General features: G+C 50.7%; 25 protein-coding genes. 12 read left to right on the top strand and 13 right to left on the bottom strand.

Features of this window, described 5'->3' with window-relative positions:
• Positions 1 to 74 precede the first annotated feature (74 nt).
• The 4 genes from ACZ520_RS10455 to ACZ520_RS10440 are packed head-to-tail and all read left to right on the top strand — an operon-like array spanning position 75 to position 5,803.
• Positions 75 to 3,095 carry a hypothetical protein gene (locus tag ACZ520_RS10455; protein WP_464125359.1) on the top strand — a complete coding sequence of 1,007 codons (3,021 nt, stop codon included), beginning with the start codon at positions 75 to 77 and terminating at the stop codon, positions 3,093 to 3,095.
• The gene (locus ACZ520_RS10450) at positions 3,095 to 3,556 is read left to right on the top strand and encodes a hypothetical protein (RefSeq protein ID WP_088565074.1); all 462 of its coding nucleotides are present in this window, start codon (positions 3,095 to 3,097) and stop codon (positions 3,554 to 3,556) included. Before ACZ520_RS10455 ends, ACZ520_RS10450 begins: the two co-directional genes overlap by 1 nt.
• Positions 3,553 to 4,539, top strand: coding sequence for a hypothetical protein (locus ACZ520_RS10445; RefSeq protein WP_464125356.1), 987 nt, complete (start codon positions 3,553 to 3,555; stop codon positions 4,537 to 4,539). The genes ACZ520_RS10450 and ACZ520_RS10445 overlap by 4 nt, the downstream gene beginning before the upstream one ends.
• A 19-nt stretch (positions 4,540 to 4,558) precedes the next feature.
• Entirely contained in the window at positions 4,559 to 5,803 is a 1,245-nt protein-coding gene (locus tag ACZ520_RS10440) for a penta-EF hand family protein (RefSeq protein WP_374030389.1), read from the top strand.
• A gap of 1 nt (position 5,804) precedes the next feature.
• Here the strand turns inward: ACZ520_RS10440 and ACZ520_RS10435 are convergent, their stop codons facing one another.
• Positions 5,805 to 6,293, bottom strand: coding sequence for a TlpA family protein disulfide reductase (locus ACZ520_RS10435; protein ID WP_464125354.1), 489 nt, complete (start codon positions 6,291 to 6,293; stop codon positions 5,805 to 5,807).
• Positions 6,294 to 7,694 carry an ABC1 kinase family protein gene (locus ACZ520_RS10430; RefSeq protein ID WP_416480535.1) on the bottom strand — a complete coding sequence of 467 codons (1,401 nt, stop codon included), beginning with the start codon at positions 7,692 to 7,694 and terminating at the stop codon, positions 6,294 to 6,296.
• 48 nt (positions 7,695 to 7,742) lie between these two features.
• Here ACZ520_RS10430 and ACZ520_RS10425 point away from each other — a divergent pair, with 48 nt between their 5' ends.
• Together ACZ520_RS10425 and ACZ520_RS10420 are read left to right on the top strand one after the other, a co-directional pair.
• Positions 7,743 to 9,050 carry a cryptochrome/photolyase family protein gene (locus ACZ520_RS10425; protein WP_464125352.1) on the top strand — a complete coding sequence of 436 codons (1,308 nt, stop codon included), beginning with the start codon at positions 7,743 to 7,745 and terminating at the stop codon, positions 9,048 to 9,050.
• 9 nt (positions 9,051 to 9,059) lie between these two features.
• A complete protein-coding gene (locus ACZ520_RS10420; protein WP_464125350.1) occupies positions 9,060 to 10,430 on the top strand; it encodes a TIGR01777 family oxidoreductase in 1,371 nt (456 codons plus the stop codon).
• On the opposite strand, the gene gloB is transcribed toward ACZ520_RS10420, so the two are convergent.
• Positions 10,431 to 11,186 carry a hydroxyacylglutathione hydrolase gene (gene gloB, locus ACZ520_RS10415; RefSeq protein ID WP_464125348.1) on the bottom strand — a complete coding sequence of 252 codons (756 nt, stop codon included), beginning with the start codon at positions 11,184 to 11,186 and terminating at the stop codon, positions 10,431 to 10,433.
• A 109-nt stretch (positions 11,187 to 11,295) separates the two neighbouring features.
• On the opposite strand from gloB, the gene ACZ520_RS10410 reads away from it, so the two are divergent.
• Positions 11,296 to 11,733 (top strand): (2Fe-2S)-binding protein, encoded by a 438-nt coding sequence (locus ACZ520_RS10410; protein WP_088565082.1) that lies wholly within the window; start codon positions 11,296 to 11,298, stop codon positions 11,731 to 11,733.
• On the opposite strand, the gene ACZ520_RS10405 is transcribed toward ACZ520_RS10410, so the two are convergent.
• Complete coding sequence (locus ACZ520_RS10405; protein ID WP_088565083.1) at positions 11,730 to 11,993, bottom strand: (2Fe-2S)-binding protein; 264 nt, start codon at positions 11,991 to 11,993, stop codon at positions 11,730 to 11,732. The genes ACZ520_RS10410 and ACZ520_RS10405 overlap by 4 nt on opposite strands.
• 129 nt (positions 11,994 to 12,122) lie before the next feature.
• On the opposite strand from ACZ520_RS10405, the gene greA reads away from it, so the two are divergent.
• The 3 genes from greA to ACZ520_RS10390 all read left to right on the top strand — a co-directional run bounded on the left by greA (position 12,123) and on the right by ACZ520_RS10390 (position 15,404).
• Positions 12,123 to 12,611 (top strand): transcription elongation factor GreA, encoded by a 489-nt coding sequence (gene greA, locus ACZ520_RS10400; RefSeq protein WP_088565084.1) that lies wholly within the window; start codon positions 12,123 to 12,125, stop codon positions 12,609 to 12,611.
• 94 nt (positions 12,612 to 12,705) lie between these two features.
• The gene (locus ACZ520_RS10395) at positions 12,706 to 14,607 is read left to right on the top strand and encodes an AsmA family protein (protein ID WP_416480537.1); all 1,902 of its coding nucleotides are present in this window, start codon (positions 12,706 to 12,708) and stop codon (positions 14,605 to 14,607) included.
• Positions 14,607 to 15,404: a glycerophosphodiester phosphodiesterase gene (locus ACZ520_RS10390; RefSeq protein WP_464125344.1), complete on the top strand. Its 798-nt coding sequence runs from the start codon at positions 14,607 to 14,609 to the stop codon at positions 15,402 to 15,404. Before ACZ520_RS10395 ends, ACZ520_RS10390 begins: the two co-directional genes overlap by 1 nt.
• Here ACZ520_RS10390 and ACZ520_RS10385 read toward each other — a convergent pair.
• From ACZ520_RS10385 to ACZ520_RS10375, 3 genes are all read right to left on the bottom strand, one after another.
• Positions 15,364 to 16,386, bottom strand: a complete 1,023-nt coding sequence (locus ACZ520_RS10385; RefSeq protein WP_464125342.1) for an alkane 1-monooxygenase — start codon at positions 16,384 to 16,386, stop codon at positions 15,364 to 15,366. The genes ACZ520_RS10390 and ACZ520_RS10385 overlap by 41 nt on opposite strands.
• 58 nt (positions 16,387 to 16,444) lie before the next feature.
• A complete protein-coding gene (locus ACZ520_RS10380) occupies positions 16,445 to 16,684 on the bottom strand; it encodes a Sec-independent protein translocase subunit TatA/TatB (protein WP_011164633.1) in 240 nt (79 codons plus the stop codon).
• A 74-nt stretch (positions 16,685 to 16,758) separates the two neighbouring features.
• The gene (locus tag ACZ520_RS10375) at positions 16,759 to 17,232 is read right to left on the bottom strand and encodes a hypothetical protein (protein ID WP_374033219.1); all 474 of its coding nucleotides are present in this window, start codon (positions 17,230 to 17,232) and stop codon (positions 16,759 to 16,761) included.
• Between the two features lie 208 nt (positions 17,233 to 17,440).
• Between ACZ520_RS10375 and ACZ520_RS10370 the strand changes: the two genes are divergently transcribed.
• Complete coding sequence (locus tag ACZ520_RS10370) at positions 17,441 to 18,331, top strand: TIGR02285 family protein (protein ID WP_464125339.1); 891 nt, start codon at positions 17,441 to 17,443, stop codon at positions 18,329 to 18,331.
• 3 nt (positions 18,332 to 18,334) lie between these two features.
• Here the strand turns inward: ACZ520_RS10370 and ACZ520_RS10365 are convergent, their stop codons facing one another.
• The 6 genes from ACZ520_RS10365 to sohB all read right to left on the bottom strand — a co-directional run bounded on the left by ACZ520_RS10365 (position 18,335) and on the right by sohB (position 25,288).
• Entirely contained in the window at positions 18,335 to 19,549 is a 1,215-nt protein-coding gene (locus tag ACZ520_RS10365) for an ABC transporter permease (RefSeq protein ID WP_417870127.1), read from the bottom strand.
• A gap of 11 nt (positions 19,550 to 19,560) precedes the next feature.
• Positions 19,561 to 20,532: an ABC transporter permease gene (locus tag ACZ520_RS10360; protein WP_374033217.1), complete on the bottom strand. Its 972-nt coding sequence runs from the start codon at positions 20,530 to 20,532 to the stop codon at positions 19,561 to 19,563.
• A 26-nt stretch (positions 20,533 to 20,558) separates the two neighbouring features.
• On the bottom strand, positions 20,559 to 22,250 hold the full coding sequence (locus ACZ520_RS10355) for a peptide ABC transporter substrate-binding protein (protein ID WP_464125337.1): 1,692 nt from the start codon (positions 22,248 to 22,250) through the stop codon (positions 20,559 to 20,561).
• A 34-nt stretch (positions 22,251 to 22,284) separates the two neighbouring features.
• Positions 22,285 to 23,268, bottom strand: a complete 984-nt coding sequence (locus ACZ520_RS10350; protein ID WP_088565092.1) for an ABC transporter ATP-binding protein — start codon at positions 23,266 to 23,268, stop codon at positions 22,285 to 22,287.
• 18 nt (positions 23,269 to 23,286) lie between these two features.
• Positions 23,287 to 24,198 (bottom strand): ABC transporter ATP-binding protein, encoded by a 912-nt coding sequence (locus tag ACZ520_RS10345; RefSeq protein WP_088566822.1) that lies wholly within the window; start codon positions 24,196 to 24,198, stop codon positions 23,287 to 23,289.
• Between the two features lie 70 nt (positions 24,199 to 24,268).
• Entirely contained in the window at positions 24,269 to 25,288 is a 1,020-nt protein-coding gene (gene sohB / locus ACZ520_RS10340) for a protease SohB (protein WP_464125334.1), read from the bottom strand.
• A gap of 110 nt (positions 25,289 to 25,398) precedes the next feature.
• On the opposite strand from sohB, the gene ACZ520_RS10335 reads away from it, so the two are divergent.
• On the top strand, positions 25,399 to 26,145 hold the full coding sequence (locus ACZ520_RS10335) for a hypothetical protein (RefSeq protein WP_416480545.1): 747 nt from the start codon (positions 25,399 to 25,401) through the stop codon (positions 26,143 to 26,145).
• The last annotated feature ends 4 nt before the right edge of the window (positions 26,146 to 26,149 follow it).

Raw genomic sequence — 26,149 nt, 5'->3', positions numbered from 1 at the left:
ACTTTGTGATTTCCATCAGTTTTTTCACATAATTACCGATAAAGGTACGGGTCGTAGAAAATAAGGAACCATTTATGCTGAATACGGTACGTAACACCAAAGGTAATATTTTGCTGCAAATTCTCGCGGCCACCGCGGTGATGAGCACGTCCTTTTACTTTCTAACGAATTACGTGATCGGGCAAAGGCAGCAGGTCAGTAAGACCTCCAACGTCGTAAACCTGCGATTTGCTTTGAACAGTGCCATGGATTACGTGATTTTCGGGGTCCGTCAGAAGTACTGCTTCTCCAGCGACAATCTGCTGATGAATGACCTGGGGGCTGAGTGTAACTTGGCGCACACGGGAAGTGTTGAGCGTCTGATTATGTCCACTGAGCAGGAAAACTTCATTCGTCAGTTGGTGAATGACGGAAAAAATGTGGGCCCGCTGGAGTCCAACGCGCTGACTCAGAACAAGATTCGTCTGAAAACAATTGTGCGCCTGCTGGAAGTTGGCAAGGCAACAACAACGCATCCCTTATTCCCTGTCCTTGAAAGCTTAAAAACAGTTCGCAATGAAAACGGTGAAGTTGTCAAAGTCGCAGCTATTCGTGTGACGTTGACTCGCAATGAAAGCATCAACCTGCCAAAGGCAGGTCGTGAGGTGTATGTTGATTCCCGTGTCGATCTGGTGGATTCCCTTGGCAATATTAAGCCGATTAAAGTGGGCAATAAAGAGCTAAGTCTGAAATCCCAGATCGTTATTTACCCGCGTGAGGTGGGATCTTTTGCCTTGCTAGTGCCGCAGGATCTGTACATGGACCGCTCGTGGGATTCGCCGATGAATGCCGGGGATGTGGCTTTGCACAAGTTCTCCAGCCGCAAAGAAATGGCGGGAAGCTCCGGCCTTGTTTTCCAGAGCCCGGTGTTTGTAAATCGCAATATCTATTTGCCAACGGATGAGTCGGGTGATGATGCTTCTCCGGATTCCATCAATTATGCCGGTGTGACGTTTGCTGACCGGGTGTATATGGGGAACGGTGATATCATGACTTCCAAAGGGAAGTTTTCGCCGAGATCCTCCGGCCAGATGGGAGACCGCTTCTGGGCGGATGTTCGCACCTTTGGGGGATTCCTCAAAGGGGTTGAAAACGACGGGGGGCTTGATGCCGGTCTCGTCTATCTTTCTGATAAAACCAAAAGCATTAATGTTGATAAAACTTTGATGGCCAAGTGTCAGGACATGAGCACCAAGCAGGCGGATAAAACCAGCGTTTACCGTTCAGAGTTGGGCGCTCGCATGACCGATGACGGCTATAATGAAGCCGATTACCGTCTTTATCTGTCGAACTGGAACTATTTCAGTCGTCAGAGTAATGCCCTGCAGGTCGATAAAACAAGATGGGGTAACGGAAAAGTCGAGGTGGACTCCAATGATTACAATGATGCGGTCGTGAAGATTATGCTGGCCGTGGGTGATCGCGTTGTTGAGGCCCAGTTGCCTCGCACGGGGTCTGTGACCTTCACTCCTGAAGTGGGATCTGCGGCATTTGAATCCGCGTTGAGGAGCAAAGTCAAAGCCTCTCAGACGACTTATGATGCTGCTGTAAAGGCGGAATCCGATCTGACTGGCTCTCTGGCTTCTTATCGTGCGGATCTTAAGGATAAAGAGGCTGATCTTTCCGCTGAAATGGCTAAACCCGTGAAGGGCAGTCTTGCTGGTGGCAGCACAGGCTCCGGATCAGGTTCTGGCACGGGTTCCGGCACTGGTACTGGAAGTGGCACCGGCAGCGGTGGCACTAAGACAGTTGAAAAAACTTTGGAATCAGAATCGACAGTGGAAGATTCTGGCGTAGCGGACTCAGGCTCTGGTTCCGGTTCCGGCTCCACTAGTACGGGCGGAACCAAAATTGACTATCGCGATGAAAAACTCGTGGCAGAGCTGGAAAGAGCAATCAGTGATCTTAAAAAAATTATCAGCGATTTGAACAATAATAAAATTCCGGCACAGTCTTCGGTGGTGAATCTGGCATCCAAACAACTGGATACAGACAAAACTGCTTTGAATACTTATGAGCTGCAAAAAGCCAATCCGCCAAAAATTACGGTGGAGGTTTCCAAGGCTTCCAACGCCTATTACTTTGACAAGCTCAATCTGGAAGTGTCTGCGAAAAACGTGCAGAACATGATTGATAAAAACGGGAACTATTCTGAACCGTTCATCGGTGTTCAGGCCTACGACAGTACATACTATAAAAGTAACCCGATCGATCCAAAGAACGAGAACACCAAATTGTTGGGTTACATCAACATGACCTTCAATAATAACAAGACCCAGTTGAATTTCCCTTCGAATATTTCCCGCGAACCAAAAGGCGGATCAGCGGTTCAATTGGCCGAGGACAATGACCTTGAGACCATGATGACCGAATGTTCGAAAGCCTATGGTACGATGACCTCGGCTTCCTTTGGTGGTGCCGGCTGGGATGTCAGCTTTGCGCCTACTGCACGAACCTCCTGGAACTTTGCGGGGGCGGATGACAGCAAGGATATGAAAGCCGACCCGGCGTTGGCCACTTTTGAGTTCGACAATATGACCCAGGCAAATGCGACCTTCCAGGTGCGCTCTATCGTCGGGAAATGTGTGATCAAGGCCAGTTCGACTTTTGTTGCCGGCTTTATGACCTGTGATGAACTTCATATTGAGGCCAGAAGTGCTCCTCTAAGAATTATCGGGACCTTTATTGTGGGTCGAATGAAAATTCATCCGACCGCCATCAAATCCGGGATCAACTGGAGCAGCGTCTATCATCCTCAGGCCACCCGCGAATTGCGAGCGGCAGGAAATCCACGAATTCTTCGTTCATTCAGTGGCACGGACTGTAATGCGACCAGCAATGAACCCATTTGGCATCCCATCCCTTCAATCAAGGCCGTGGCCGATCGTATGAATTGCAATACGATCAGTCTTCGTGCCAAGGCTGATCCATTCCAGTGGACTTCAGTGGATCCGGATTGTGGTATTGCGGCGGGAACCATGGCATCCAACACCACATGTAAACGCCGTTTGGTTCGATTCTTCGTGGTTGAACAGTCCCGCGAGGGAGGTATTTAATGAAAATGCAGAACGTAATTGGCAATCAGAAAGGTCAGACCATTGTTGAAGCCATTGTGGGCTTTGGTTTGATTACCATGGTGGGATTGACCTTCGTTGGCGGAATGGTGTCCCTGCGTAACACCACGAAAAGCACAATCCTGCTTTCTTCCACTGACAAGCAGGTGACTGATATTGCTGAAAACATCAAAGCAGGTGTTGAAAACTATCAGATCAATTATGACTCCAATCGCAGTGTTTCCGAACTGCTGAATCCGGATAATCTGCCGATGGCATGGGATAACGGAAAGGTGGCTTTGCGCAAGGAATGTGAAACCTGCCAGGGCACCTATGGCTATGTGATCCAGCCTTATCCAGAATTCCGCGGACTTTATAAAGTGACTTTGCGAGTGACTCATAAGTCGTGGATTGAAAAGGGTGAGGCCTTTAAAGACTATCATTTCGTGGTGAGTGCAAAATGAAGAATTTAAACAATCACGGTTTAACGGCAGTTGAATTGGTTATCGGGGTGGGGTTGGTCGCCATTCTGACAAGTGTCGTTGTAACGACGCAGCTGACTGTTACCAAAGATCAAGTGAAGATGACCAAAGAGCTGGAAGACTCCATTGATACCAAGCTGGCAGAACGAATTCTGTTCAGTGATTTTAACAATGTGGATCCTTCCTATAACAATCTGACCGTGAAGGATGATTCCGGGAAGATGTTTTTTGACTATTACCCTGATGTTCCTGCCAACGCCATCAAAAATGGACTTGAAAGGAATGCGACTCTTTCGCTGACGGGCAGAAAAGAATTCGTGATCATGACACAGGATCCGGCAGCCGGTGGCGTGCTGGTGTACGACCCGGTTTTTGCTTATGAGGTCGGACCCGCTCCGGATGATTTCAATGTGGCTGCAAGTCTTACATTCAAGGGTTTGAATTATAACGATAAGGTGGCTTCGCAAAGACCTGCGATGTGGAATACTGGTCGTACCGTCATGCTGGATACACCGGCCCGACTGCGCCCGCTGGTTAATGGCGTGGCCAATATGCAGGTGGCGCCGCGAAGTCCCATTTACGTGGGTACAGTTCATGGAATCAGCACGGTTTCAGACTCTAATATCAGTACGTACGTGAATATGAATCACCCGGAAACGGGCGAACATCTGACTTCTGCGGACTTGTTCCTGCGTCGAGCACCTTCCATTGGGGGTGGTCAAAGTCTGATTCGTCTGCGCGCGGTGCATTTGATCAAATACTATCTGGAAGAAATGAAAGAAACCGGCAGTACTCAGCGTATGGCAAGACTGTACAAGGTGAGTTATGCAGAGGGGCGTTGGGGAACGCCGGTTCTGCTGGCCGATCGGGTGGAGAAATTAAGTCTTCGCCGCGATTCGATTCTGAAACGAATGATTTATTTTAAAGTTAAGAAAGTTGATACGACTAAGACCGCAAGTCTGTAGTTGTTTTCAGGGGGAAATTATGGGGAACAATAAATTCAAAATGATCGTAGTCGCGGGGATGTTGATCTCTGGCGCAGCTCAGGCTGAAGACAAAGACTTCCCGATGTCGGTGAACAGTGCCAGTTCCGGTGAAACGGTGACGGCGGCGCCTGCTTCCGGCATGGTCAGTCGCGCAGCAAAGGACACAGTCACAGTAAGGTTGAATAACTCTTGTTTCCCAACGAATCTTCGCGGGGTGACAAATCCTTTGGCTGCGACGGCAATCATCACAGCGCAATTTACCCTGGTTCTTGGTGGTAAGGACTATGCATTCACAGTGAAGTACCCCAGTGACCTGGTTCTGAAAACAGGAATGACGACAGGAACTCCGGCGCCGATGGCGGCGGACAAATTTGTTGTCAGTGGCGCTTCCGGCACGGCCGCTCTGTTTGGAAACACAGTTGTGATGAAAACAAAAGTTCCGACCACGGTCAGTGTTGATGACGAGGGGCAGGTGATGATCCCTGAAAAAGGTGACGTATCCCTGAAATCCTCAAGCTTCGTGCAGACTGTGAACTGTGATGGCTCGGCAGCGGTATACGGTCAATACGGCTATTCCTCTTATACTCCCACCCGCAAATGCGGTGACTATATGGGTAAGGACGGCGCCATTACAGCGTCTTTCGGTGGAATTTCAGTGTCAGCGGATAAATCGGTGGTGGACATCAACGTGTCCTTCCCGGGTGAAACGGGTTTCTGCGGTGGTTACTGGTCGCCGTTGATGGTCTTCTTTGACGATCAAAGACCGAACTTCAATAACATGAGCGACTTCCCGTTGAATCCGATTGGCAAAACGCACTGGCCTGAAGCCAACGCTCCAGGCTGGTTCGTGGCTTTGGACCGTGACAAATCCGGAAAAATCGACCAGAAGGATGAGCTCTTCGGTGACAATGCCTCTCAGGTGAACGGATTTGAGGTGCTAAGAGCCTTTGATTCCAACAAAGATGGCGTGATCGATCATCGTGACAAGGGCTTCAAAAAGCTGGTGATGTGGCAGGATAAAAACGGGGATGGCATTTCTCAGAAAGACGAGATGATCCCGCTGCACACCAAAGTCACCAAGATCTCATTGAACTATGAAAAGGGCGTGGTAAGCCCGATTGGTGCTTATGCCGAGGCCCGCGAGCGTGCGGATTTCTGGTATAAAGACGGCAAGAAGATCAAAAAAGGCAAGATCGTGGATATCTGGCTGGCTCCGGCAGAAACGAAGCTCAGTCAAAGATAGGTCACTGCTTTAAAAGTTCCTGAATTTTCTTTTCCAAAGCCTGTGAGTTTTTTTCGTCATAACCACGATAAAAAACCACAGGCTTTAACTTTTTATCAAACACATAAAGTGTCGGCAGAGCGAGAACTTTAAAGTCCTCCAGGACCAGACGTCCCTGGTCGTGATAAAGCGGGAACTCAAGTTTGACGGTCTTTAAAAAGGCCTCGCGTTCAGCGACCTCTTCGTCTTCGTTCACTCCCAGCACCACCAGTCCCTGACTGCGATACTTTTTATAGAGGCTGTTATAGTGCGGCAAAGCGGCTTTGCACGGCTCACACCAGGCCGCCCAGAAGTCCACCAGAACAACCTTACCCTGAAGGTCCTCGAGTGTTTTGATATCGCTTTTATTCAAAGCCACCGTCGGCAGTCGTTTGAATTCCACGGTGGAGGGCATTTCTTTGGCAAAGACCGAAGAGGCGCAAAGCAAAAGCAATACAGGCAGAAATCTCATTTAAGAGATCCTTTCAATATACTTTAAAAGCAAATCCCGCCCGCGCACCTTGGCCCGCAGGACCGCGAGGAAGATAAACACCCCGCCGGTCTTGCGATCCAGGAAAATGATTTCCCGCGGAGGCGTGCGGAAATGGAAGCCACGGATGATCTGAAATACTTTTTTGGAAAGTCGCTGGGGCAGGGTGGTGTTTTTCCAGTCATAAGTTCCATCCGCTGCAATCTGTCCCTGGTTGTTGCGGGGATCGGTGTATTCAATAAACGGCTCGACCGTTTCAAAGCAAAATTCTTCAAACACCTGCTTTAAGACCGGATCATCATTGTCATGGACGAACTTTAAATCCATGGCCGCCTTCATAAACAGAGCCCGGTCGTTCAGCAGTGAGCCCTTGACCATGCGGCGATAAGGAGTCAGGAAGTCCAGATCATAGGAACGGGTCGCGCCGAAATCAAAAAGAACCAACTGATCCCGCCCCTGGGGATCAATGCGGATGCGATAGTTGCCGGCGTGAGGGTCGGTTTGAACAACGCCCCACTCAAAGATTTCTTTGAAGTAAAGATCCAGGAAATTCAATGCCAAGCGGTTGCGGCGTTCCTGTGGCAGGCTTTGAATCAGGGAATCATCGGCGCGCAGGCCTCTTTCAAAGGTGGTGGCCAGAATGCGGGGCCCTGAAAATTCACGAATGACTTTGGGAACCACAAAGCGGCTGTCGCCAGCCAGGCGGTTGTGAAAATCCTCTGTCAGAGTGGCTTCCATCTCATAGTCGGTTTCCTGCACCAGCATTTCCCGAACCTCGGCAAACACCGGATCCATATTGAAATCCTTGGGCAGAAGTTTCAAGGTGCCCAGAAGTGTCTTGATCGCGCGAAGATCACTGTCGATGGCGCGGTCCACATTCGGGTACTGGATTTTCAGCACAATGCTTTCGCCCGTGGCCTTGATGCGCGCACGGTGAACCTGACCCATTGAAGCGGAGGCCAGGGCTTCTTTTTCAATTTCCAGAAGCGCCAGCTTTTCCGGAGGCAGTTGCTTTTTCAAAGTCGGCTCGATCGCCTCCCAAGAAAGAGGTGGGGAATCATGCTGCAGGGACTTCAACAGGTCATTGGCTTCCGGAGGCAGAAAATGTTCGCCATACATGGAAAGCATCTGGCCGGCCTTCATCAGGCTGCCTTTAAGTTCACCCAGTTCCGCACTGATGCTTTGAGCCTGGTTTTGCAAAAGCTGTTTCCAGGTTTCCTCTTTGGATTCTTTGGATTTTAAAGCGGTGGTGACCCCGTGCTGGGCGATGGAGGCTCCGGCTTGGATGGTTAATTTGGCCAGAGAAAGACTGCGCGAAAAGACCGAGGATTTGATCTTCTCAATCTTTTTTGTATGTTTTTTGGCAGACTTTTTTTCGTCCATAGAATCCCAATTTACCTTAAGTAGGTGAAATGTTAAACTTTTATTCCTATGTCAAAAGTCACAGTTTTTTGGTTCCGCCGCGATCTCCGTCTAGATGATAATGCGGGGCTGTATCACGCCCTTAAAGAACGCTCTGCGGTGTTGCCGCTGTTTATCTTTGATTCTGAAATCCTGGAAAAGCTCGACGACCCGGCGGATGCGCGAGTGACATTCATTTATGATCAGATTCAGGATCTTAAACAGCAATTGAAAGCCAAAAAATCGGATTTGCTGGTTCGCCATGGCAAACCCCTGGAGGTCCTTAAAGACCTGTCAGCCGAAATGGCAATTGAAGCCATTTACACCAATCATGACTATGAGCCGGCGGCCCGCAAACGGGATGAGAAGGTCGCAGTCTGGGCGGCGAAAGAGCACATTGCGTTTTTAACTTTCAAGGATCAGTGCCTGTTTGAAAAGGACGAGATCCTGACCGATGCGCGAAAGCCCTACACCGTGTATACGCCTTACAAAAACAAGGTGCTGGCGAACCTGACTCCGTTCTATCTGAAGTCGTATCCCAATGAGCTGTATGAAAGCAGTTATGCCAAAGTCAAAAAAACCGAGGCGATGCCGACGTTGAAAAGTCTGGGCTTTGAGCGCAGCCAGATCGAGTTCCCCCCGATGGAACTATCCACAAAAATGTTGAAGACCTATCAGGCGACGCGGGACTTTCCGGCCAACGAAAAGGGCACATCCCACCTGGGACTGCATCTGCGCTTCGGGACTTTAAGTGTGCGGGAACTGGCGCGCGAAGCCAAAAAGTATTCACCCGTTTGGTTGAGCGAACTGATCTGGCGTGATTTCTTTATGCAGATTCTGTGGCATTTTCCCCAAGTGGAAAAACAGAGTTTCCGTCCCGAGTACGACAAAATCGCCTGGCGTACGTCCAAGGCCGATTTTCAGAGGTGGTGTGAGGGGCAAACCGGGTACCCTCTGGTGGATGCAGGTATGCGGGAACTGAATGCCACTGGATATATGCACAACCGCGTGCGCATGGTGGTGGCAAGTTTCCTGTGCAAGCACCTTTTGATTCATTGGTATGAAGGCGAACGGTACTTTGCCAAAAAGCTTTTGGACTATGATTTATCAGCCAACAATGGCAACTGGCAGTGGGCGGCAGGATCAGGTTGTGATGCGGCTCCGTACTTTAGAATCTTCAACCCGCAAACTCAGTTTGAGAAGTTTGATCCGGATGGCAAGTATGTGCAAAAATGGGTTCCAGAGTACGGAACGGATGCATATCCAGAGCCCATGGTGGATCACAACGAAGCCCGCGGGCGCTGTTTACAGGCATTCACCAAGGTTTTGAAAAAGTAGGAGGCAGTCATGCGAATTCTGATGACCGGAGCGACGGGATTGATCGGACGGGAGTTGGGGAAAGTTCTGGCGGAAAAAGGCCATGACCTTTATGTCGTCAGTCGTGATCAGGCCAAGGCCCGCGAACAGCTCCCTTTTCCCTGTGAAATCATTGAAGGGGATTTAAATACAAATCCGCTGCATGATTCCCGTCTGGCCAAGGTTGAGGTCGTCTTCAACCTGATGGGCGAATCCATTGCGGGTGAACGCTGGAGCGAGGAAAAAAAGAAGCGCATTTATCAGTCCCGGGTCATAGGCACGCGCCATTTGGTACAAAGCCTGCCCGAAAACTTGAAGTGTTTTATTTCCTCATCCGCGATGGGGATTTACGGGGATCAAAGTGACACTCCACTGACTGAGGATTCTTCGCACGGAGAGGATTTCCTGGCCACCGTCTGCAAAGAATGGGAAGCCGAAGCCGCCAAGGCGCCGGGTCGTTCAGTCTTTGTTCGTACCGGGATTGTGCTGGCCAGGCAGGGCGGGGCATTGGATCAGATGCTATTCCCGTTCCGCAGCGGTGTCGGCGGGGTCCTTGGTGACGGCAAGCAGTGGATGAGCTGGATCCACTTAAAGGATATTGTCGGTCTTTATCTTTTTGCTCTGGAACATCATGATGTGGAAGGCGCGTTGAATGCGGGGGCTCCGCATCCAGTCACCAATCGAGAGTTCTCTGAAACTCTGGTGCAGTCTTTGGGGACCCGTCTGGGGCCGGCCGTGCCTCTTTTTGCCTTGAATGTGTTATTCGGTGAACTGGCGAAGTCCTTGGTGGCCTCGGCTCGTATGGTTCCGGAAAAAGCGCAGCGTTTGGGATACAAGTTCCACTATGAAAACCTGCTGGAGGCGCTGAACGAAATCTGTCTGCCATTCAAGATGGGGGAAGAGATTTTCGTGGCTGAGCAGTTTGTCCCGGCACCTCCGGAAAAGCTGTTTCCGTTTTTCAAGGATGCCCACAATCTGGAGCGCATCACGCCGCCCACACTGAATTTTTTGATTGAGAAAATGTCGACACCGGAAATCGGGCAGGGGACCCTGATAGATTACCGGCTGAAGATTCACGGTGTTCCCGCCAAATGGAAAACCGAAATCGACGAGTGGCAGCCGCCCTTTAAGTTCGTCGACAATCAGTTGAAAGGCCCTTACCGGCTTTGGCATCACACGCATGAATTCCGTCCATTCTGCGGGGGGACTTTGCTGGTGGATCGGGTTCGCTACCGCATGCCGATGGGCTTTTTGGGATGGCTGGTGGCAAATCGTTTCGTCAGAAAAGATGTGGAAAACATCTTTGCCTTTCGTCGCAAGTACATCGCCAATATGGGAACGTTGCCAACCAAGACCGACTGATCACTGACGGTTGCGCAGCTCGCGCAGGTATCGGAACTGTTCAGCGTCTTGGGCCAGCAAAAAAGGATTCGTGCTTTCTTCGATGGAAAGTTTCAAAGGAACGCTGGGAAGCCCCAGGTCCCGGCGATTGGACAGTTCGTTGGCGTAAAGTTCCAGCGCTTCGGAATCGCCGGTGATGGGGGTGTTGTCCTGATTTGTCAGAATCCGGCAGAAGTCCAGGTTGCGTTCGGTGTATTCATGCGTGCAGTAAATCAGCGTCTGGGGCGGAAGCTTCTTGATACGCTGAAGACTTGCATAGCCCTGTTCGTGGCTGCCTTCAAACAATCTTCCGCAACCCAGCCCGAAAATCACATCGCCGGAAAAAAGCCATTTGTGCTGTTGATCCCAGTAAGCGATATGCCCCAGAGTGTGACCGGGAAGCTCCAGAATGGTGAATTCCCAAGGGGACAGTTTCACCACATCGCCTTCTTTCAGCCAGTGATCTGCCTGGGGGATCTGCTTCTGATTTTTTTCAGGGGCATACACCGGACAGCCGAAGGTGTTCTTCAGGGCAGCGACTCCGCCAATGTGATCTGAATGATGATGAGTCACTAAAATGGCTGTGAGGTCGAGCTTTCTTGCGCGCAGAAACTCGGTGACGGGCCCCGCATCGCCCGGATCAACAACAACGGCCTTTTTCCCCGCGTTGTCGATCAGGACAAAGACGTAGTTGTCGTCAAAGATGGGGATCAGCTCTACATGCTCGTTTTTCACCATGTCTTATTCTTGCAGTTGTACGGGGCTTCGACAAGACCAAGGTGGGTTTGATTAACAGCACAACTGGCCTTGGGAAAACCGGGCGTTTCCTCTAAACTTAGAGCTTATTATGAAGATCAAAGTAGAGCTTGAAGGCCGTGATTTTATTGAAGTTCAGTGCCAGGGGGACAACGCCCAGGCACCAGGCCCTGTTGAAAAGGTTTCGATCATGGGTTGTTCCCAGTTTATGGATATGATGCAGACAATGCGCAAAAACTTCGGGGCCGACCTGAAAAAGTGGCCGTTGCCGGAAGCTCAGGATCATTCCAGCCTGCTGTTGCGGGAAATGATTTTACGTCTGCGTGGAGAGTGGGCTTTCCCTTATTGTGAGGAAGAGCTTTGTCATTGCCGTTCTGTTTCTGCGCACACCGTGGATCAGGCGATCATCGCCGGGGCTCATTCCACGGAAGTGGTCAGCCGTCAAACCAACGCCAGCACCAACTGCGGGACCTGTCGTCCTGAGGTTCAAAAGATCATTGATTTCCGATTGGGTAAAAAGACCGCCTAGGTGTCTTTTTTCGGGGGGACCGGGGCTTTTCCGGTCAGGTCCTCGGTGATCTTGTCCGGGAAGGTTCCATTTTTCAGATAATAATCCAAAAGAGGCCCCAGCTTGCGGCGGCAAGACCCCCCGCAGGGTCCAACCCCGGCCGACGTGGTGTCGAAGATGTCATTCAGGGTCGTGGCGCCGTTTTTAATAGCCTGCTCAATGGTCTCTCGACTCACGTTATTGCAACGGCAGATGATTTCGGTCTTTTTCTTAGCGCCCATGGACTAATTGTAATGCCCCGCATCCGAAAAGGATACTTCTGAACCCTTAGTATTGCTAAGCGTCATAAGTGCATTGAAAAGCCCGCGGGAATCCTGTAAAACAAATGTCCTTCTAACACTGGAGCTGAAATGGCTATTGCTACACCTGATAAACTTCCTATGACCATCCGCGGAAAAGCGCTGCTGGATGCAGAGTTGAAAAAGCTTCTGTTGGAAGAAAGACCGTCCGTGATTCTGGCGATCGAAGAAGCTCGCGCTCAAGGCGATATCTCTGAGAACGCTGAGTATGAAGCAGCTAAAGAGCGCCAGGCCATGATTGAAGGTCGTATTGCTGAAATTCAGGGCAAACTGGCGGGTGCAGATGTTATCGACACTGCGCAAATCAAAGCAGACCGTATCGTATTCGGTGCGGTTGTTAAGATCGTAGACACTGAGTCCGAAGAAGAATTCCAATACCAAATCGTGGGTGTGGATGAAGCGGACGTGAAAAAAGGCATGATCTCCATCCTGTCTCCTTTGGCGCGCGCGTTGATCGGTAAAAAAGACAGCGACACCGTGACCGTACAAAGCCCTAAAGGCGACAAAGAGTTCGAAATCATCTCCTTCGAGTATAAGTAATTTTCTTGTCGGTCCATGACCTTCTCTGTGAGAATGGGTCATGGACTCGCGCAGACGCCTCTCAGACCGACATCTTATTGCTGAACAACCTGGAATGACCATTCTTCTGACCGGTCTGATTCTGGCGTTTCTTCTTGGTTACACCACCAAATCCCTGCTGTCGCCGGCCCGGCTGGCAGCGCGAATTGAAAAAGCCGCAAGCCACATTCATAAAGACGTTAAAGTCAGCTTTGGTTCCGCTCACGTCAGTTTGAGCAACGGCATTCTGCCACGCTTCGCAGTGATCATCTCCAATGTGCGTATGGAATCCAGTCAGACCTGCTGGGCTGCGCCCGTGATGGAAATTGATGAGCTTCGCCTGCCATTGTCGTTCTTGAATCTGATTCAAGGCAGGGCCCCCGTGCGGGTGGTGGAGGCCAACAGCGTGACTCTGACTTTGCGAGACGACTTCAAGGACTGTGACCCCACTGATCCGGAACAGATCCCGGCCAGCCGCCCAAGACCGGCCGTGACGCTGTCGCCTTCAGAACAAAGTCAGAAGTACCGTAACGATGTGCGGGGGATTTCGGTTCGCACCCTGAAGATCACTTCAGCAAAACATCCGCAGTATTCAACAGAGCTGATGAATTTTGCAGTGAAAGTAAAATCCTTTGAACCCAAAGTGATTGAAGTCACCGCAAAAACCCATCTGATGAAAGACAGTCAGGTCGGGGATTATCTGTCCCACGCAAATCTGTATCTGCAATACAAAGAGTCCCCGGAAGCGGCAGTGCAGGCCCACTTCTTTGGAAACTGGCGTGAAGGGCACTACAGTGTGATTGCCAATTACACTTTGGGCGACCAGTTGCTGGCTGTGGAAACTGATTTGAAGCACATCCCCTTAAGTCAGATTCTGGCTATTCTGCAAAAATATCAGTTGGCTTCCCGCGACTTGAACGGCCGTCAGGTGTGGATGTCTTCCAAAGCCCGCATGGCGGGTCCGGTGGATGAAATCCGCACGCTGCCTTTGGAAATCCGCGATCTGCGCCTGGAAGGCGACTTGGGGGAAATGCATGTTGAAAAAATCAACATCGGTTCGCTGGAACCTTTGAAGTATGAACCGATCCTTGTCGATGTGAAGAAACTGGACATCGAAAAATTGCTGGTGCTTTTAAATCGCACCAAGCAGACCAGCATCCTGGGGCACCTGGGAAGCTTCACCGGACGTGCGGAGATCGTGTCGGATCAAAAAATGCGCATGAGTGGGGAGCATGCCGGGCTTGAGTTTGTCTTTTCAAATAAAGGCCAGCGGGAGCTTCAGGTGATTGAAAGCATGGTCGGCGACATTGCTTTGGATCAGGATCAATGGAGTTTCCAGATTAAACGCGTCGAGCCCCGTGGCGGTGTCTTTGTCGGGGATTTAAGTCTGCGTGCCGATCGTGATTTCAAAGCGGTGGCGGTGAAAACCCACATCGATGAACTGCAACTGGCTTTGCCAGTGCAAAAGCTGATGACCAACGGAGGCGAGATCGGCCTGATGAGTCTTGACGGCGATTTGCGTTTTGGAGAAGGCAAAGTGCAGTCCTTAAAAGGTCTGCTGCGCTTGAACTCCATGAATGTTGAGGGTGTGGCCTTGGGGAAAACCCGAGCCTCCTTTGACTGGAGCAAGGGAGAGGTTTTGCTGAACGCCCAGGTGCAGTCCATGAAGGTTTCACCCAATTCGCCAACAGCCGAGGTGCTGCGTCCGGTGACTTTGAACTCGTGGTGGCATGACGGTGTTTTGAATCTTTCTGGTTTAACCGGGCAGTTGGGTGCAAAAAGCGCGAAAGACTTCTCTTGGAAGGGGTTCCAGGCGCAGGCCTCCAAAACCGGAAAGCTTAGCACCGAGGGATCCTGGAATGAAGAAGCGCGCTTAAAAGGACACGTGCAGGTCAAAGACGGCAAGATCCAGCGTCGCTGGCAGATTCAGGGAACGCGCGAGCTTCCGCAGTTTGTGGAAGAAAAGGCGCGGCGCTGATGATGGCCGTGGTGCTGGTCCTGGCCGTGGCAGGATTCTTGTTTTATCGCCATAAAACCTGGAAGGCGCAAAGCTGGCCAGCCGAAGGGGTGAGGCCCCCTGCCTGGCAGGCGCATCGCGGATTCTGGAAAGCCGGTGCCCAGGAAAATTCCTATTCGTCCTTTGTGAAGGCCCGTGAGATGGGTTTTCAGATGTTTGAGCTGGATGTGCGCCTGTCAAAAGATGAAGTGCCAGTGGTGTTTCATGACGGCGATTTAAAACGAATTGCGCAAAAAGATCTGCGCGTGACGAATGTGGCCGCCGCAGACCTGAAGGCCTGGGCCGGAGCCTGCACGCTGGAAGAAGTGCTGGCCTCCCAAGACATCCCTGCCAAGATAAATATAGAAATCAAAAGCAATGCGGTATTCGATTCCCGTCTGGAAAAACGGGTGGCTCAGCTTGTGCGAAAATATCACCGTGAAAAAGAGGTGATGTTTTCAAGTTTCAACCCGGCTTCCATCTGGCGACTGGGGCGTCTGTTGCCACAAGTGCCGCGGGCACTGCTGGCGACCGGGGAAGACGATCCGGAAAATAAAATCTATCTGAAAAAACTCTGGCTGGCTCCGTACATTGGAACCAACGCTTTGAATCTCGATTATCGCTTTGTGACTCCAAACGAAGTGCGCGCCTACAAAGAACGCGGGATTCCGGTGGCTTTGTGGACAGTGAATGATCTGGATCGTGGGAAAGCTTACCTTCAGGCCGGGGCCATCAGTATTATTTCTGATGTAGAGAAAGCAGCGGATTCATTTTCTTAAAGTACAAAGGCGGCACAAAAGCCAAAAGGGCCATGGTTGAATAGCCGTGGGGAAGTTTCATGGCACCGGGCTGTTCCTGTAATTCAGTGAACGGCAAAGTGGCTTTCAGGTGATGATGGGAATGGTATCCCAGATTGATCAGACTGTAGTTGGTGATGACCTGATAACTGTCCCAGGAATGCAGGGCCTTGGCGCCTTCATAGAATCCGTCTTCTTTTTTAGTGCGCATCAATCCATAGTGCTCAATATAGTCCGCAGTCTGAAGCAGAATCACACCCACGAACCCCTGACCCAGCCAGAACAGAAGGGCTGAGTTTCCGTAAAGCCCATACACCGCCAGACACAACACCAACTGCAAAAGAAGATACCACACAATGCGATGGCGAAACCGCTGCCAGGCGGGCTTGCTTTTCAAGCGTTTATTTTCAAACTTGAAAGCATCTATCAGGCCGCCAAAGAACGAGCGGAAGTGATATGTGTAGATCCATTCATTCTTGCGGGCGGTGGCGGGGTCTTCCGGTGTTGCCACGTTTTTGTGATGCCCGTAAACATGCTCAATGGCGTAGTGAGCAAAGTTCGCCAGCAACAACAGTCCAACACCCAAGCCGCGCAGGGGTTTTTCACGACGATGCACTAACTCGTGAGCCGTATTGATGGCCAGGACTCCGGTGATGGCGCCGAAGGAAAGAACAAGGCCTGTCAGTTCCAAAACCGTGGCATCCAGTGAATGGATGACTCCGGTAAATAAGAACACCGACATAAATGGAAGAGCGAAAATCAACAGGGCATCGGGCAGGCGACTTTTGGGGCGGGCCTGGGGCACATGTCTTGTGCGCAGAACGTGATCCCAGATCGGGTGGATCACAAAAAGCCCAATGACTCCCAAAAAGGTCCATGCACCACCCAGGGCGGCTCCGAGCAAAGCCGGCAGGGCAAAGAGATAAGCAAGACTGTAACGGGAATAAAATAAAAAAGCCTTCATGGTTCTAAGTAAAGCTTAGCTCCAGGAAGGCTTCAGTGAGAAACAAAAAAACTAAAACTTAGGAGTTTTGGTTTTCGCCTTGTTTCTGAGTTTGACCCATAGACTGTTTGTTCTGGTGGGAAACTTGTTGGTTGTCGTGAATGTCTTTGGCATCAACGTCGATTTCGTTCAGGCCTTGTTTGAAACCACGGATGGCTTTACCCATGGACTGACCCAATTGTGGAAGACGGCTTGGACCGAAGAAAATCAAAAAGATAACAGCTAGTAGCAGAATGTGCGTAAGGCTAAACTCACCCATGGGGTTCCTCCCAAATTTCTTAAAGTGTACACTTTTTAGACCTGTCTGGGAGGAAAATCAATGCTTGTCTGGCGTTATTCCACTGGCATATCGATAATTTCGACCTGATCGGCGTCAGCGGCTTCTTTCTCTAGACCGTCAGTTTCTTCAGAACCCACGGCAACGACTTTTGTCCCTTCGCTGACCGTTTGTACGGGGATGGCTTCAGAAGTCTGAGCTTTGCCTGGAAGCTGTTTTGCGATGCCTTTGGTTGGTACCGGGGCTTGAACTTCGCGAGCCACTGGAGCGGCCTTAGAGGCCTTTTTAGCACTGCCGTTACCCATCTTCTTAAGCTCTTTGTCGTATTTGGACTTCAGATCAGCGAGCTCTTTTTGATAATTTTTTCGGATTTCCTCAACCTGAGTGTTGCGCGCTTCCGTGATACAGGAAGAGTAGGTCTGGAGAGCTATCTCTTTGGCCTGGGCGCGGCAGGTCAGCTCTGCAGCAGTTTGTGGCATGGCTGAAAGCGAGAACATAATAGTGGCAAAGAAAGAGAATACGGTTTTCATATCAACCCCATTTATCTATAGCCCCCTATAACAAGATCCGTGCCGGGGTTGCGCCAAACCACAATGGCTTTAAGAGGGCTGGATCTTACCTTTTTACATCCTTGATCAGTCTTTTGTCGGCACCCTGGGAACGCGAAGAAGGGTCAAATTACATATGGAGACTTCCAGCCAGGGGAGTAAATTGAATCCAGAGGAGGACACCATGGTAATGACCTCCATATTTTTTGCATTTTTGCTGGGTGTGGGACAAGCGCAGCCCCCGTTGATGAAGACAGAAAAAATCACAATCCCCTGGGCTGTGACTGATTGGGAACCTTATTACATTCAGGAGGGGCCCAATGCCAACATGGGCCGGGTGGATCGTTTGCGCCGGATTCTGGAGGAGAATCTGACAGGCTATCAGTTGACTGACGTTCAGGCGGATATGTCCAAGACGATAGAACTCTGGAAGCTTGATAAAAATATCTGTTCGGGTTCGGCCTTGATGACGCCGGAGCGGGAACAACTGGCCTATTTCACGGCGCTGTCTTTTCAGGTGCCTCTTGAATATGTTCTGGTGACTGCAAGAGCAAAAGTGCTGGAAGGATCTGCGCCAGAGGTGTCTTTGAAAGAACTCATAAAGAATAAAATGTGGCGCGGGGTGTTTGTCAAAGACCGCTCGTATGGTCCGGAGATTGATCGTCTGCTGAAGGATGTCTCTGCCCGGGACGGGCACCTGACCCTGAAAAAGAGTGTGACGGACGGATACACCACGTTGCTGAAAATGGTGGAGAAAAAACGTTTTGATTACATGATTGAGTACGAGGCCGTGGTGCGGGCCTATAACGAAAAGATATTCCCGGCAAAACCGCTTTTAACAAGAGCGGTGAAAGAGTCGCGTCCTTCCGCCATTTTTCATCTGGCTTGCACAAAAAATCCCTGGGGTCGTGATGTTGTTCGCAAGGTGGATCAGCTAATGCAGAAATTGGCGCTGACCAATGAATATCAGCGGGCCGTGGAGTCATGGCTGGAGCCTGACCTGCAAAAGAAAAATCGCAAACTTTTGGATGAGTTCTATCAGAAAAGAGCCAAGGGACCGTGGATGACGGCCCCGTGGTAAAAACTAGCGACGGATCGCTTTAGGATCGATGGCGTCTTGCAGGCCGTCACCCAGATAGTTGAAGCTGACTGTCGTCAGGAAAATCAACAGACCCGGCAAAACCGCCAGGAACGGAGCCTGATAAATCAGTTCTTGCGCATTGTTCAGCATGTTCCCCCAGCTTGGTGTCGGAGGCATGATCCCCAGACCCAGGAAGCTTAAGGCCGCTTCAAACAAAATGGATTCACCTACACCCAAAGTGATCGCCACCAGCATAGGTGCAATCACGTTCGGGAACATGTGGCGGATGATGATTGTGCTGTCCTTGGCACCCAAAGTGCGCGCTGCCAGAACGAACTCACGTTCACGGATGGACAAAATACTTCCGCGAACCAGGCGAGCCACCGACATCCATGAGAACAGGCACAGAATGATGATCATCTTAAAGATGCTTTCGTTGGACGTGCTGATGATTGCCTTCAGCCAAGGGATCTTGGAAAGATCGATGGCCGCGATTACAATCAGAACCGGGATGTGCGGAAGGGACAGCAGGGCATCCGTCACACGCATCAGGAATGTATCAATGATACCGCCATAGAAGCCGGCAATACTTCCGATCAACAGACCGATCAGAGCCGAGGCCAATGCCACCAAAACACCCACACCCATGGAAACGCGGGTGCCGTAAACCAGACGAATGAAAACATCGCGTCCCAGTTCATCGGTGCCGAACAGGTGGAAGGTTTCAAAGTTCTTGAACATGGAAACCAGGCCTGCTGTTTCAGCGAGGTTCAAGCTTTTTAGATCCGACAGGGCTTTGGAAATTTCCTGAGCCCCCAGTTCATAGATCGCGTCCGCTTCTGCCACGGCCACAATGCCTTTTTCAACCAAAGCTTTTTGCACGACATCGGCCGCTTCCGGATTTTCGGTGATGAAACGCTCAATTTCGGTTTCGCGTACGTCCAGGCCCACAGAGGCGGTGGTCATTGGTGCCAGATAACGGTTCCCCACGTTTTGGGCATCCGGATCAAGGCCGGTCACGGCCTGAATGGTGCCGGCAAACACAGCCACCAGCAGGAAGAGGCTGATGATCACAGCGCCAGCCACAGCCAGTTTGTGATCCATAAACTGCGACAGAACCATCTTCCACATCGGCTGGGCTTTTTCCAGCTCCGCACGATCTTTGGCTGACAGTTGGTTGGAATCAATTTCAATTTCGTTCATGGTCATTTCGCTCATACTTTATGATCCTATTGGTAAGAGATGCGAGGATCCGCAAAGCCGTACATGATGTCCGCTACCAGATTCATCAGCAAAACCATGCTGACGGAAATCACGAAAGAGATCATGGCCACGTTGTAGTCATTACCGATGATGGAGTCGTAAACAAGTTTACCCACGCCCTGATAAGCAAAGACAGTCTCTGTCAGAATGGCGCCGGAGAACAATCCCGAGAAGCTCAAAGCCAGGATTGTGATCAGCGGGATCAGGGCATTACGGAAGCCGTGCTGCCAGATCACTGTTTTGCGGGAAAGGCCTTTGGCTCTTGCCGTGCGGATGAAATCATTGCGCATGGCTTCGAGCATGGTGGAACGGGTGAATCTTGAGAAACGTCCGATCTGCTGAATGGACAGACTCAAGACAGGAAGAATCAGATAGATAGAGCGGTCTTTGATATCAGCCCAAAGGCCCAGATCCGAAGCTCCGATGGTTTGTGTGCCCCCGGCCGGTAAGATGGGGAATTTCACGGCAAAAAGAATAATCAAGACGATGGCCAGCCAGAATGAGGGGATGGAAATGCCCCCGAACGAGAACAGATTCACAATGTAATCGGTTCGGCTTCCCGGCTTCAGCGCCGAGATCACGCCCAGAGGAATGGCAATGGCAATGGAAAGGGTCAAAGAAATTGCAGAAAGCAGGAAGGTGTTCCACAGACGGGGACCCATCAGTTCCTGAACCGGAACACGATAGGTACGGCTGTAACCAAGATCACCCTGAAGGATGGAGCCCATCCAACTGGCGTAACGTTTATAGACCGGCTGGTCCAAACCGTACAACGATTTCAGACGGGCCACGTCTTCAGCGGTGATTTTGGGATTGGAGGCCACCATCATGTCCACCGGGTCACCGGGCATTAAGCTCATCAGATAGAAACACACGTAGGACAGGATCACTATCACAGCGAGTGTCTGCAAAATGCGGCGGGTGATGAATGTAGTCATAACAGGGGTCCTCCAGAGTCAGGGATCTAGTTCAGGTTCCAGTCTTCGATGTTGTTTGTCTCGTAGAACTGGTGACCAGCCATTTTGTAACCCTTCAAGTTTTTCGGAGTCACAGAAATGTCAGAGCGGTAGTAAAGTGGCAAAACCGGAACTTCCGCAGTGTAAAGCTTCAGGATTTCATGAACCAGGTCGGCGCGTTTCTTCGCGTTGAATTCAAGATCCAGAGCGTCCAGGTTTTTATCAACAGTTGCGTTTGTCCAACCGTGATAGTTCTGACCGGACCAGCCGTTGCTGTTGTTCGGAATAGCTTTGGAATAAACCGTAGAACGCGGGCTGTTTTCCGGAGAAGAAACCCAGGCAAACAAGGCCATGCCCTCGAACTTGCGTTTGGACATGGTTTCACCGAAGAACACACGTGCTGGTTCATTCTTGATCAGCACTTCGATACCAGCCTGTTTCCATTGGTTTTGCAGGTAAACCTGAACCAGCTCACGGGTTTTGTTACCCGCAGTTGTCTGGAAGACGATGGAAAGCTTTTTGCCGTCTTTGTAACGGTAGCCATCTTTACCCATTGTCCAGCCAGCAGCATCCAGAAGTTTTCCGGCTTCACGCTTGGAGTAACGGTACACAGTGATCTCTTTTGGATCCGCAGTGAACCAAGGATCTTTCGGGGATACGTTGTGCAAAGCCACTTGTTGTTTGTTCTCGAACAACGCTTTCACCAGGTCGTCGCGGTTGATGGAATACAACAACGCTTTACGAACGTTCACATCTTTCAGGATTGGATTGTCCAAACGAAGGTCGATGTGCTCGTAAGTCACGGACGGAACGAAATGAACCACGTAAGGCAGGTTCTCAGACTTGTTTTTCTTTTCGAAAGCAAGTGCCTGATCCAGATCCAGACCCAAAGTGGAGATCATGTCGATTGTGCCGGAACGAAGGTTGGCCTCCATAGTCCCGGTGTTCGGGATCAGCTTCACGATCACTTTTTTGATGTTCGGCTGTTTGCCATAGAAGTTCGGGTTGGCTGCAAATGCCACGTGAGAACCCAATTTGACTTCGCTGATCACATAAGGACCGTTGTAAAGGCCCGGATTGGTCGGGTTGCGAACATAATTGGAATTCTTCTCGTAGCCTTCTTTTTGCTTGGAGTGTTTGTCAAACACAGGTTTTTCCAGGTGAGTTGGCACCGGGAAGAACTGAGCCAGAGTGAAGAAATCCCATTTGGCTTTTTCGTATTTGAATGTGCACTTCTTTGGATTTTTAGGATCGATGTCGATCTTTTCCACCTGAGTCCACTGTTCTTTTTCACCCACGCTCACAGTCGGGCTGGTCGCGATAGTATGGGAAGTGATGAAGTCCTGGCAGATAACCGGTTTACCGTCGCCCCATTTGGCGCTTTCGATGATTTCCCAGTTGGCTACAATCTTCTTTTTGCCGCCTTCTTCGATGATCTTCGCAGTGCCTTTGTCCAAAGAAGGAATTTCTTTGGCAAGCTGAGTGACCCATTTGCCTTCAGGAGTCAGAACCACCAAAGAACGGCCCACCATGCGGTACATGTAAGCAGAAGCAGACATGGTCATGATCAGCGGATTCATGGTTTCGAATTCCTGAGAGATACCGATTTTAAGTTCGGTGTTGGACGGAGCTGCCACAGCCTGGACACTCATGCCCAAACCTGCAACCACGCAGAGACCTTTCGCAAACTTTTTCAACATCACTTTCTCCTTGTTGATTAACTTTAAAACAAAACTAAACCGACATCTTTGGTGCGGACTCAAGCCAGCACGCCTTCTGATGATTTCCCTGACCTTCCAAAACCGGGGTCTTTTGTGAACAGATGTCCATTTTATAAGGACATCTTGTGTGGAAAGAGCAGCCGGAAGGCGGGTTGATCGGGCTTGGCACTTCGCCGCCCAGGGATTTTTTCATTTTCTTTTTACCGTGACCCACGCGCGGGATCGCGCCGATCAAAGCCTGCGTGTACGGGTGCTGAGGATTTTTGAAAAGCTCATCACGCGGGGCGATTTCAACAATCTTACCCAGGTACATCACGGCGATACGGTCACAGGTGTGTTCGATCACGGAAAGATCGTGGGAAATAAAGACATACGTCAGTTTCAGCTTTTCCTGCAGGTCTTTCAGCAGATTCAGAATCTGCGCCTGAATGGAAACATCCAGGGCGCTGACCGGCTCGTCACAAATGATCAGTTCCGGATTCAAAGCAATCGCACGGGCGATGGAAATGCGCTGCCGCTGACCCCCGGAAAATTCATGCGGGTAACGATTCACATGACCTTTGCGCAGGCCCACGACTTCGATCAGTTCCAAAACGCGCTGAGTGCGCTCTTCCGCAGTGCCGACGTTATGAATATCCATAGGCTGGCGGATGATCTGGCCCACGGTCATACGGGGATCCAAAGACGCATACGGATCCTGGAAGATCATCTGCATGTTTTTGCGTTTTTTGCGCAAAGCTTCGCCTTTAAGTTTCAGGAAATCCTGGCCATCAAAGTTGATGTCACCGGCGGTGGGTTCATAAAGGCGAATCAAAGTTCTGCCCAAAGTGGACTTGCCACAACCGGATTCACCCACCAGACCTAAAGTTTCACCTTTGCGAACGTACAGGGAAACATCGTCCACGGCCTTAACACTGGCCACTTCACGCAACAACAGACCCTTTTTGATAGGGAAGTGTTTTTTGATATTTTTGGCTTCAAGAATGATTTCGTTCATCTTTATTATTCCCGAACCTTAAAGAGGGTTGAAGCAGGCCACTTTATGACCCGGTCTGATTTCTACCAAAGGCGGCTTGGTGCCGGCGCATTCACTTTTCACGCGAGAACAACGGTTCACAAAAGGACAGCCTTTCGGCAGTTCGTACGGTGCCGGGACCGAGCCTTCAATGGTGGTCAGGCGGCTGACGCGTTCGCCGAATTTGGGGCGGGATGCGATCAATGCTGCTGTATAAGGATGGCTTGGGTTCAGGAACAGTTCAGACGTGTCTGCTTGTTCGCAAGTCTGGCCACCATACATAACCATCACCCGGTCCGAAATCTCGGAAATTACACCCAGGTCGTGGGTGATAAACTGAACAGTCATGTTCAGCTTTTCCTGCAAGCCTTGGATCAGCTCCAGGATTTGGGCCTGAATCGTCACGTCCAACGCGGTCGTTGGTTCATCGGCGATCAGGAATGTTGGGTCGCAGGAAAGAGCCATGGCAATCATGGCTCTTTGTCTCATGCCGCCGGACAGTTGGTGAGGGTAAGCCTCATAACGTTCTTCCGGTGAAGGGATGCCCACCAGGCGAAGCATTTCAATGGCACGTTCGCGGGACTCTTTCGGTCCGCACTTTTTGTGCTTCATGATCTGTTCATCCATCTGGAACCCGATGGTCAGAACCGGGTTCAGGGCCGTCATCGGCTCTTGAAAGATCATTGCCATCTCGCCGCCGCGAACTTCGGCCATTTCCGGTTCAGAAAGTTTCAAGATATCACGGCCATTCAGCAGGACCTGGCCGCCGGTAACTTTGCCCGGTTTTTCAATCAGACGCATCAAAGAATAGGAAGTGACAGATTTGCCGCAACCGGATTCGCCCACGATCCCCAGGGTTTGACCTTTATAGATGTCATAACTGACGTTGTTGACGGCGCGGACCGGGCCCATCTTTGTGTGAAAGGTGGTTTCCAGATTCTTAACTTCAAGTATTGGTTGAATAGCCACTATTTAAGTCCTCTTAAAGAAAGCGTCTTGTTTCAAGTTCTTCCATGGCAGAAAGGGCGCCTTTTTTTAGGGCCTTTCCCAAAACGCCGGTCAGCTTGTCACTTAAGCTTTCGTGGTGTTCAAATTTTACTTTAACTACCTGATGCTTTTCAGAAAGGGTCAGAAGGTAGTCATCGCTGGTGCGAATTTCGTCCACCAGCAGTTTTGTCAGGGCTTGTTCGCCATACCAATATTCGCCGGTGGCAACTTCAGCCAGATTCAACTGAGGGCGGAAACGGCTGACGAAGCTCTTAAACAGGGTGTGCGTGTCTTCAAGCTGTTGTTTGAACTTTTCTTCGCCCTTGTCGGTGATTTCCCCCAAAAGGCTCACGGTTCGCTTGAACTCTCCGGCGGTGTATTCTTTGTAGTCCACATCGTGCTTTTTTAGCAGGCGGTGCAGGTTTGGAAGTTGAGCCACCACGCCGATAGAACCAACAATCGCAAACGGAGCACACAGGATTTTGTTCGCAGTCACGGACATCAGGTAACCACCGCTGGCTGCCACTTTATCCACGCAAACGGTCAATGGGATGCCTTTTTCTCGGATGCGCAAAAGCTGGCTTGCCGCCAGACCGTAACCGTGAACCACGCCGCCCGGGCTTTCCACGCGAACGACAACTTCGTCAGACGGGGTGGCCAGGGTCAAAACAGCCGTGACTTCTTCGCGCAGGTTTTCAACCGCAGACGCTTTCACGTCGCCTTCAAAGTCGATCACGAAGATTTTTTTGTCGCCATCGCTGGATTTGGATTCAAGGGCTTTGCGCTCTTCTTTCAACTTTTTCTTGAGCTCTTTGCGCTCGGACTTGGTGACGGTGTGGGCTTTCAGAAGATGACGGAAGTTTTTGTAGCGCTTATGCAGAAGTTCGATTTGAATTTCGGATTTGTGACTTGCCTTGGCAGCCAGCAGGGCGATGACCAGAATCACCGCAAGGACGGCGAAAAGGATCAAAAAGGTCTGTGCTGCGAAAACTCCGATGCTCTGCAATGCGTCCATAGTACTCCTTAGGGGCAAGTTGGTACGTTATTGAGAAAACAGACAAAGGTCGAGCATCTTTTTTGTTTGCTCAAAAAAAACCGGGAGCCCTGATAGACTCGGAAGTACGAATGAAACCTTCAGGGCGTCTGACCTCTCTTCTTCTGCTTAGTTTTTTTGCTTCCTCTGCATGGGGGGAAAGCCCGGAAGAGGCTCGTCTAAAGGGTTTTGCTCAGCATCATAAGGCGCAGGATCGCTTTGAACAGGCTCGTCAGCAGGGCGAGCGTGCCTATCTTGAAGAAGAAGAGCAGTGGGAACGTCAGAAAGACCGCCAGCTTGAAGAGTACAAGAAAAACAAAAAATCGATTGTTATGACTGAAGACGGCCCTGAAGCTCAGGCTGATGCGGCTGCTAAGAAACGCTGGGACGAATCCTATGAAAAGGAGCGTCGAGTGTATGCGGCCGAAAGTGCGCGCCGCGAATCCTTGGATCGTGGGGCAAAGAATCTGCCGTCTGAATCTCAGGAATTGGGTTTGCTTGAAGATCGTCCACGTTACGACTATCGCAAGCGCGCCATGTTCGGCGGTAAGCCCAAGTTCGGCTCCAGTGCCAGCTCGGGCTCTTCCGGCGGTTCCAGTTTTGGTGGGGGATCTAGCAGTCCCTCATTCCCGCCACCTCCAACATTTGATGATTTTGGCGGCGACGGCGGCTATGTGCCGGCGCCCAATATGCCAGAAGATTACGGTGATATTCCACCACCTCCGCCACCACCACCTCCACCGCCGTTTGGCGATGACTTTGGAGGAGGATTCGGAGGCGATTCAGACTTCCCACCACCACCACCGCCACCACCATTCGAAGGCGGCGGCGACTTCTAAGCGA

The organism is Bdellovibrio sp. BIS2, assembly GCF_055398295.1.
The sequence above is the reverse complement of the archived record's forward strand: the minus strand, read 5'-3'. Positions and strand labels throughout refer to the sequence as shown.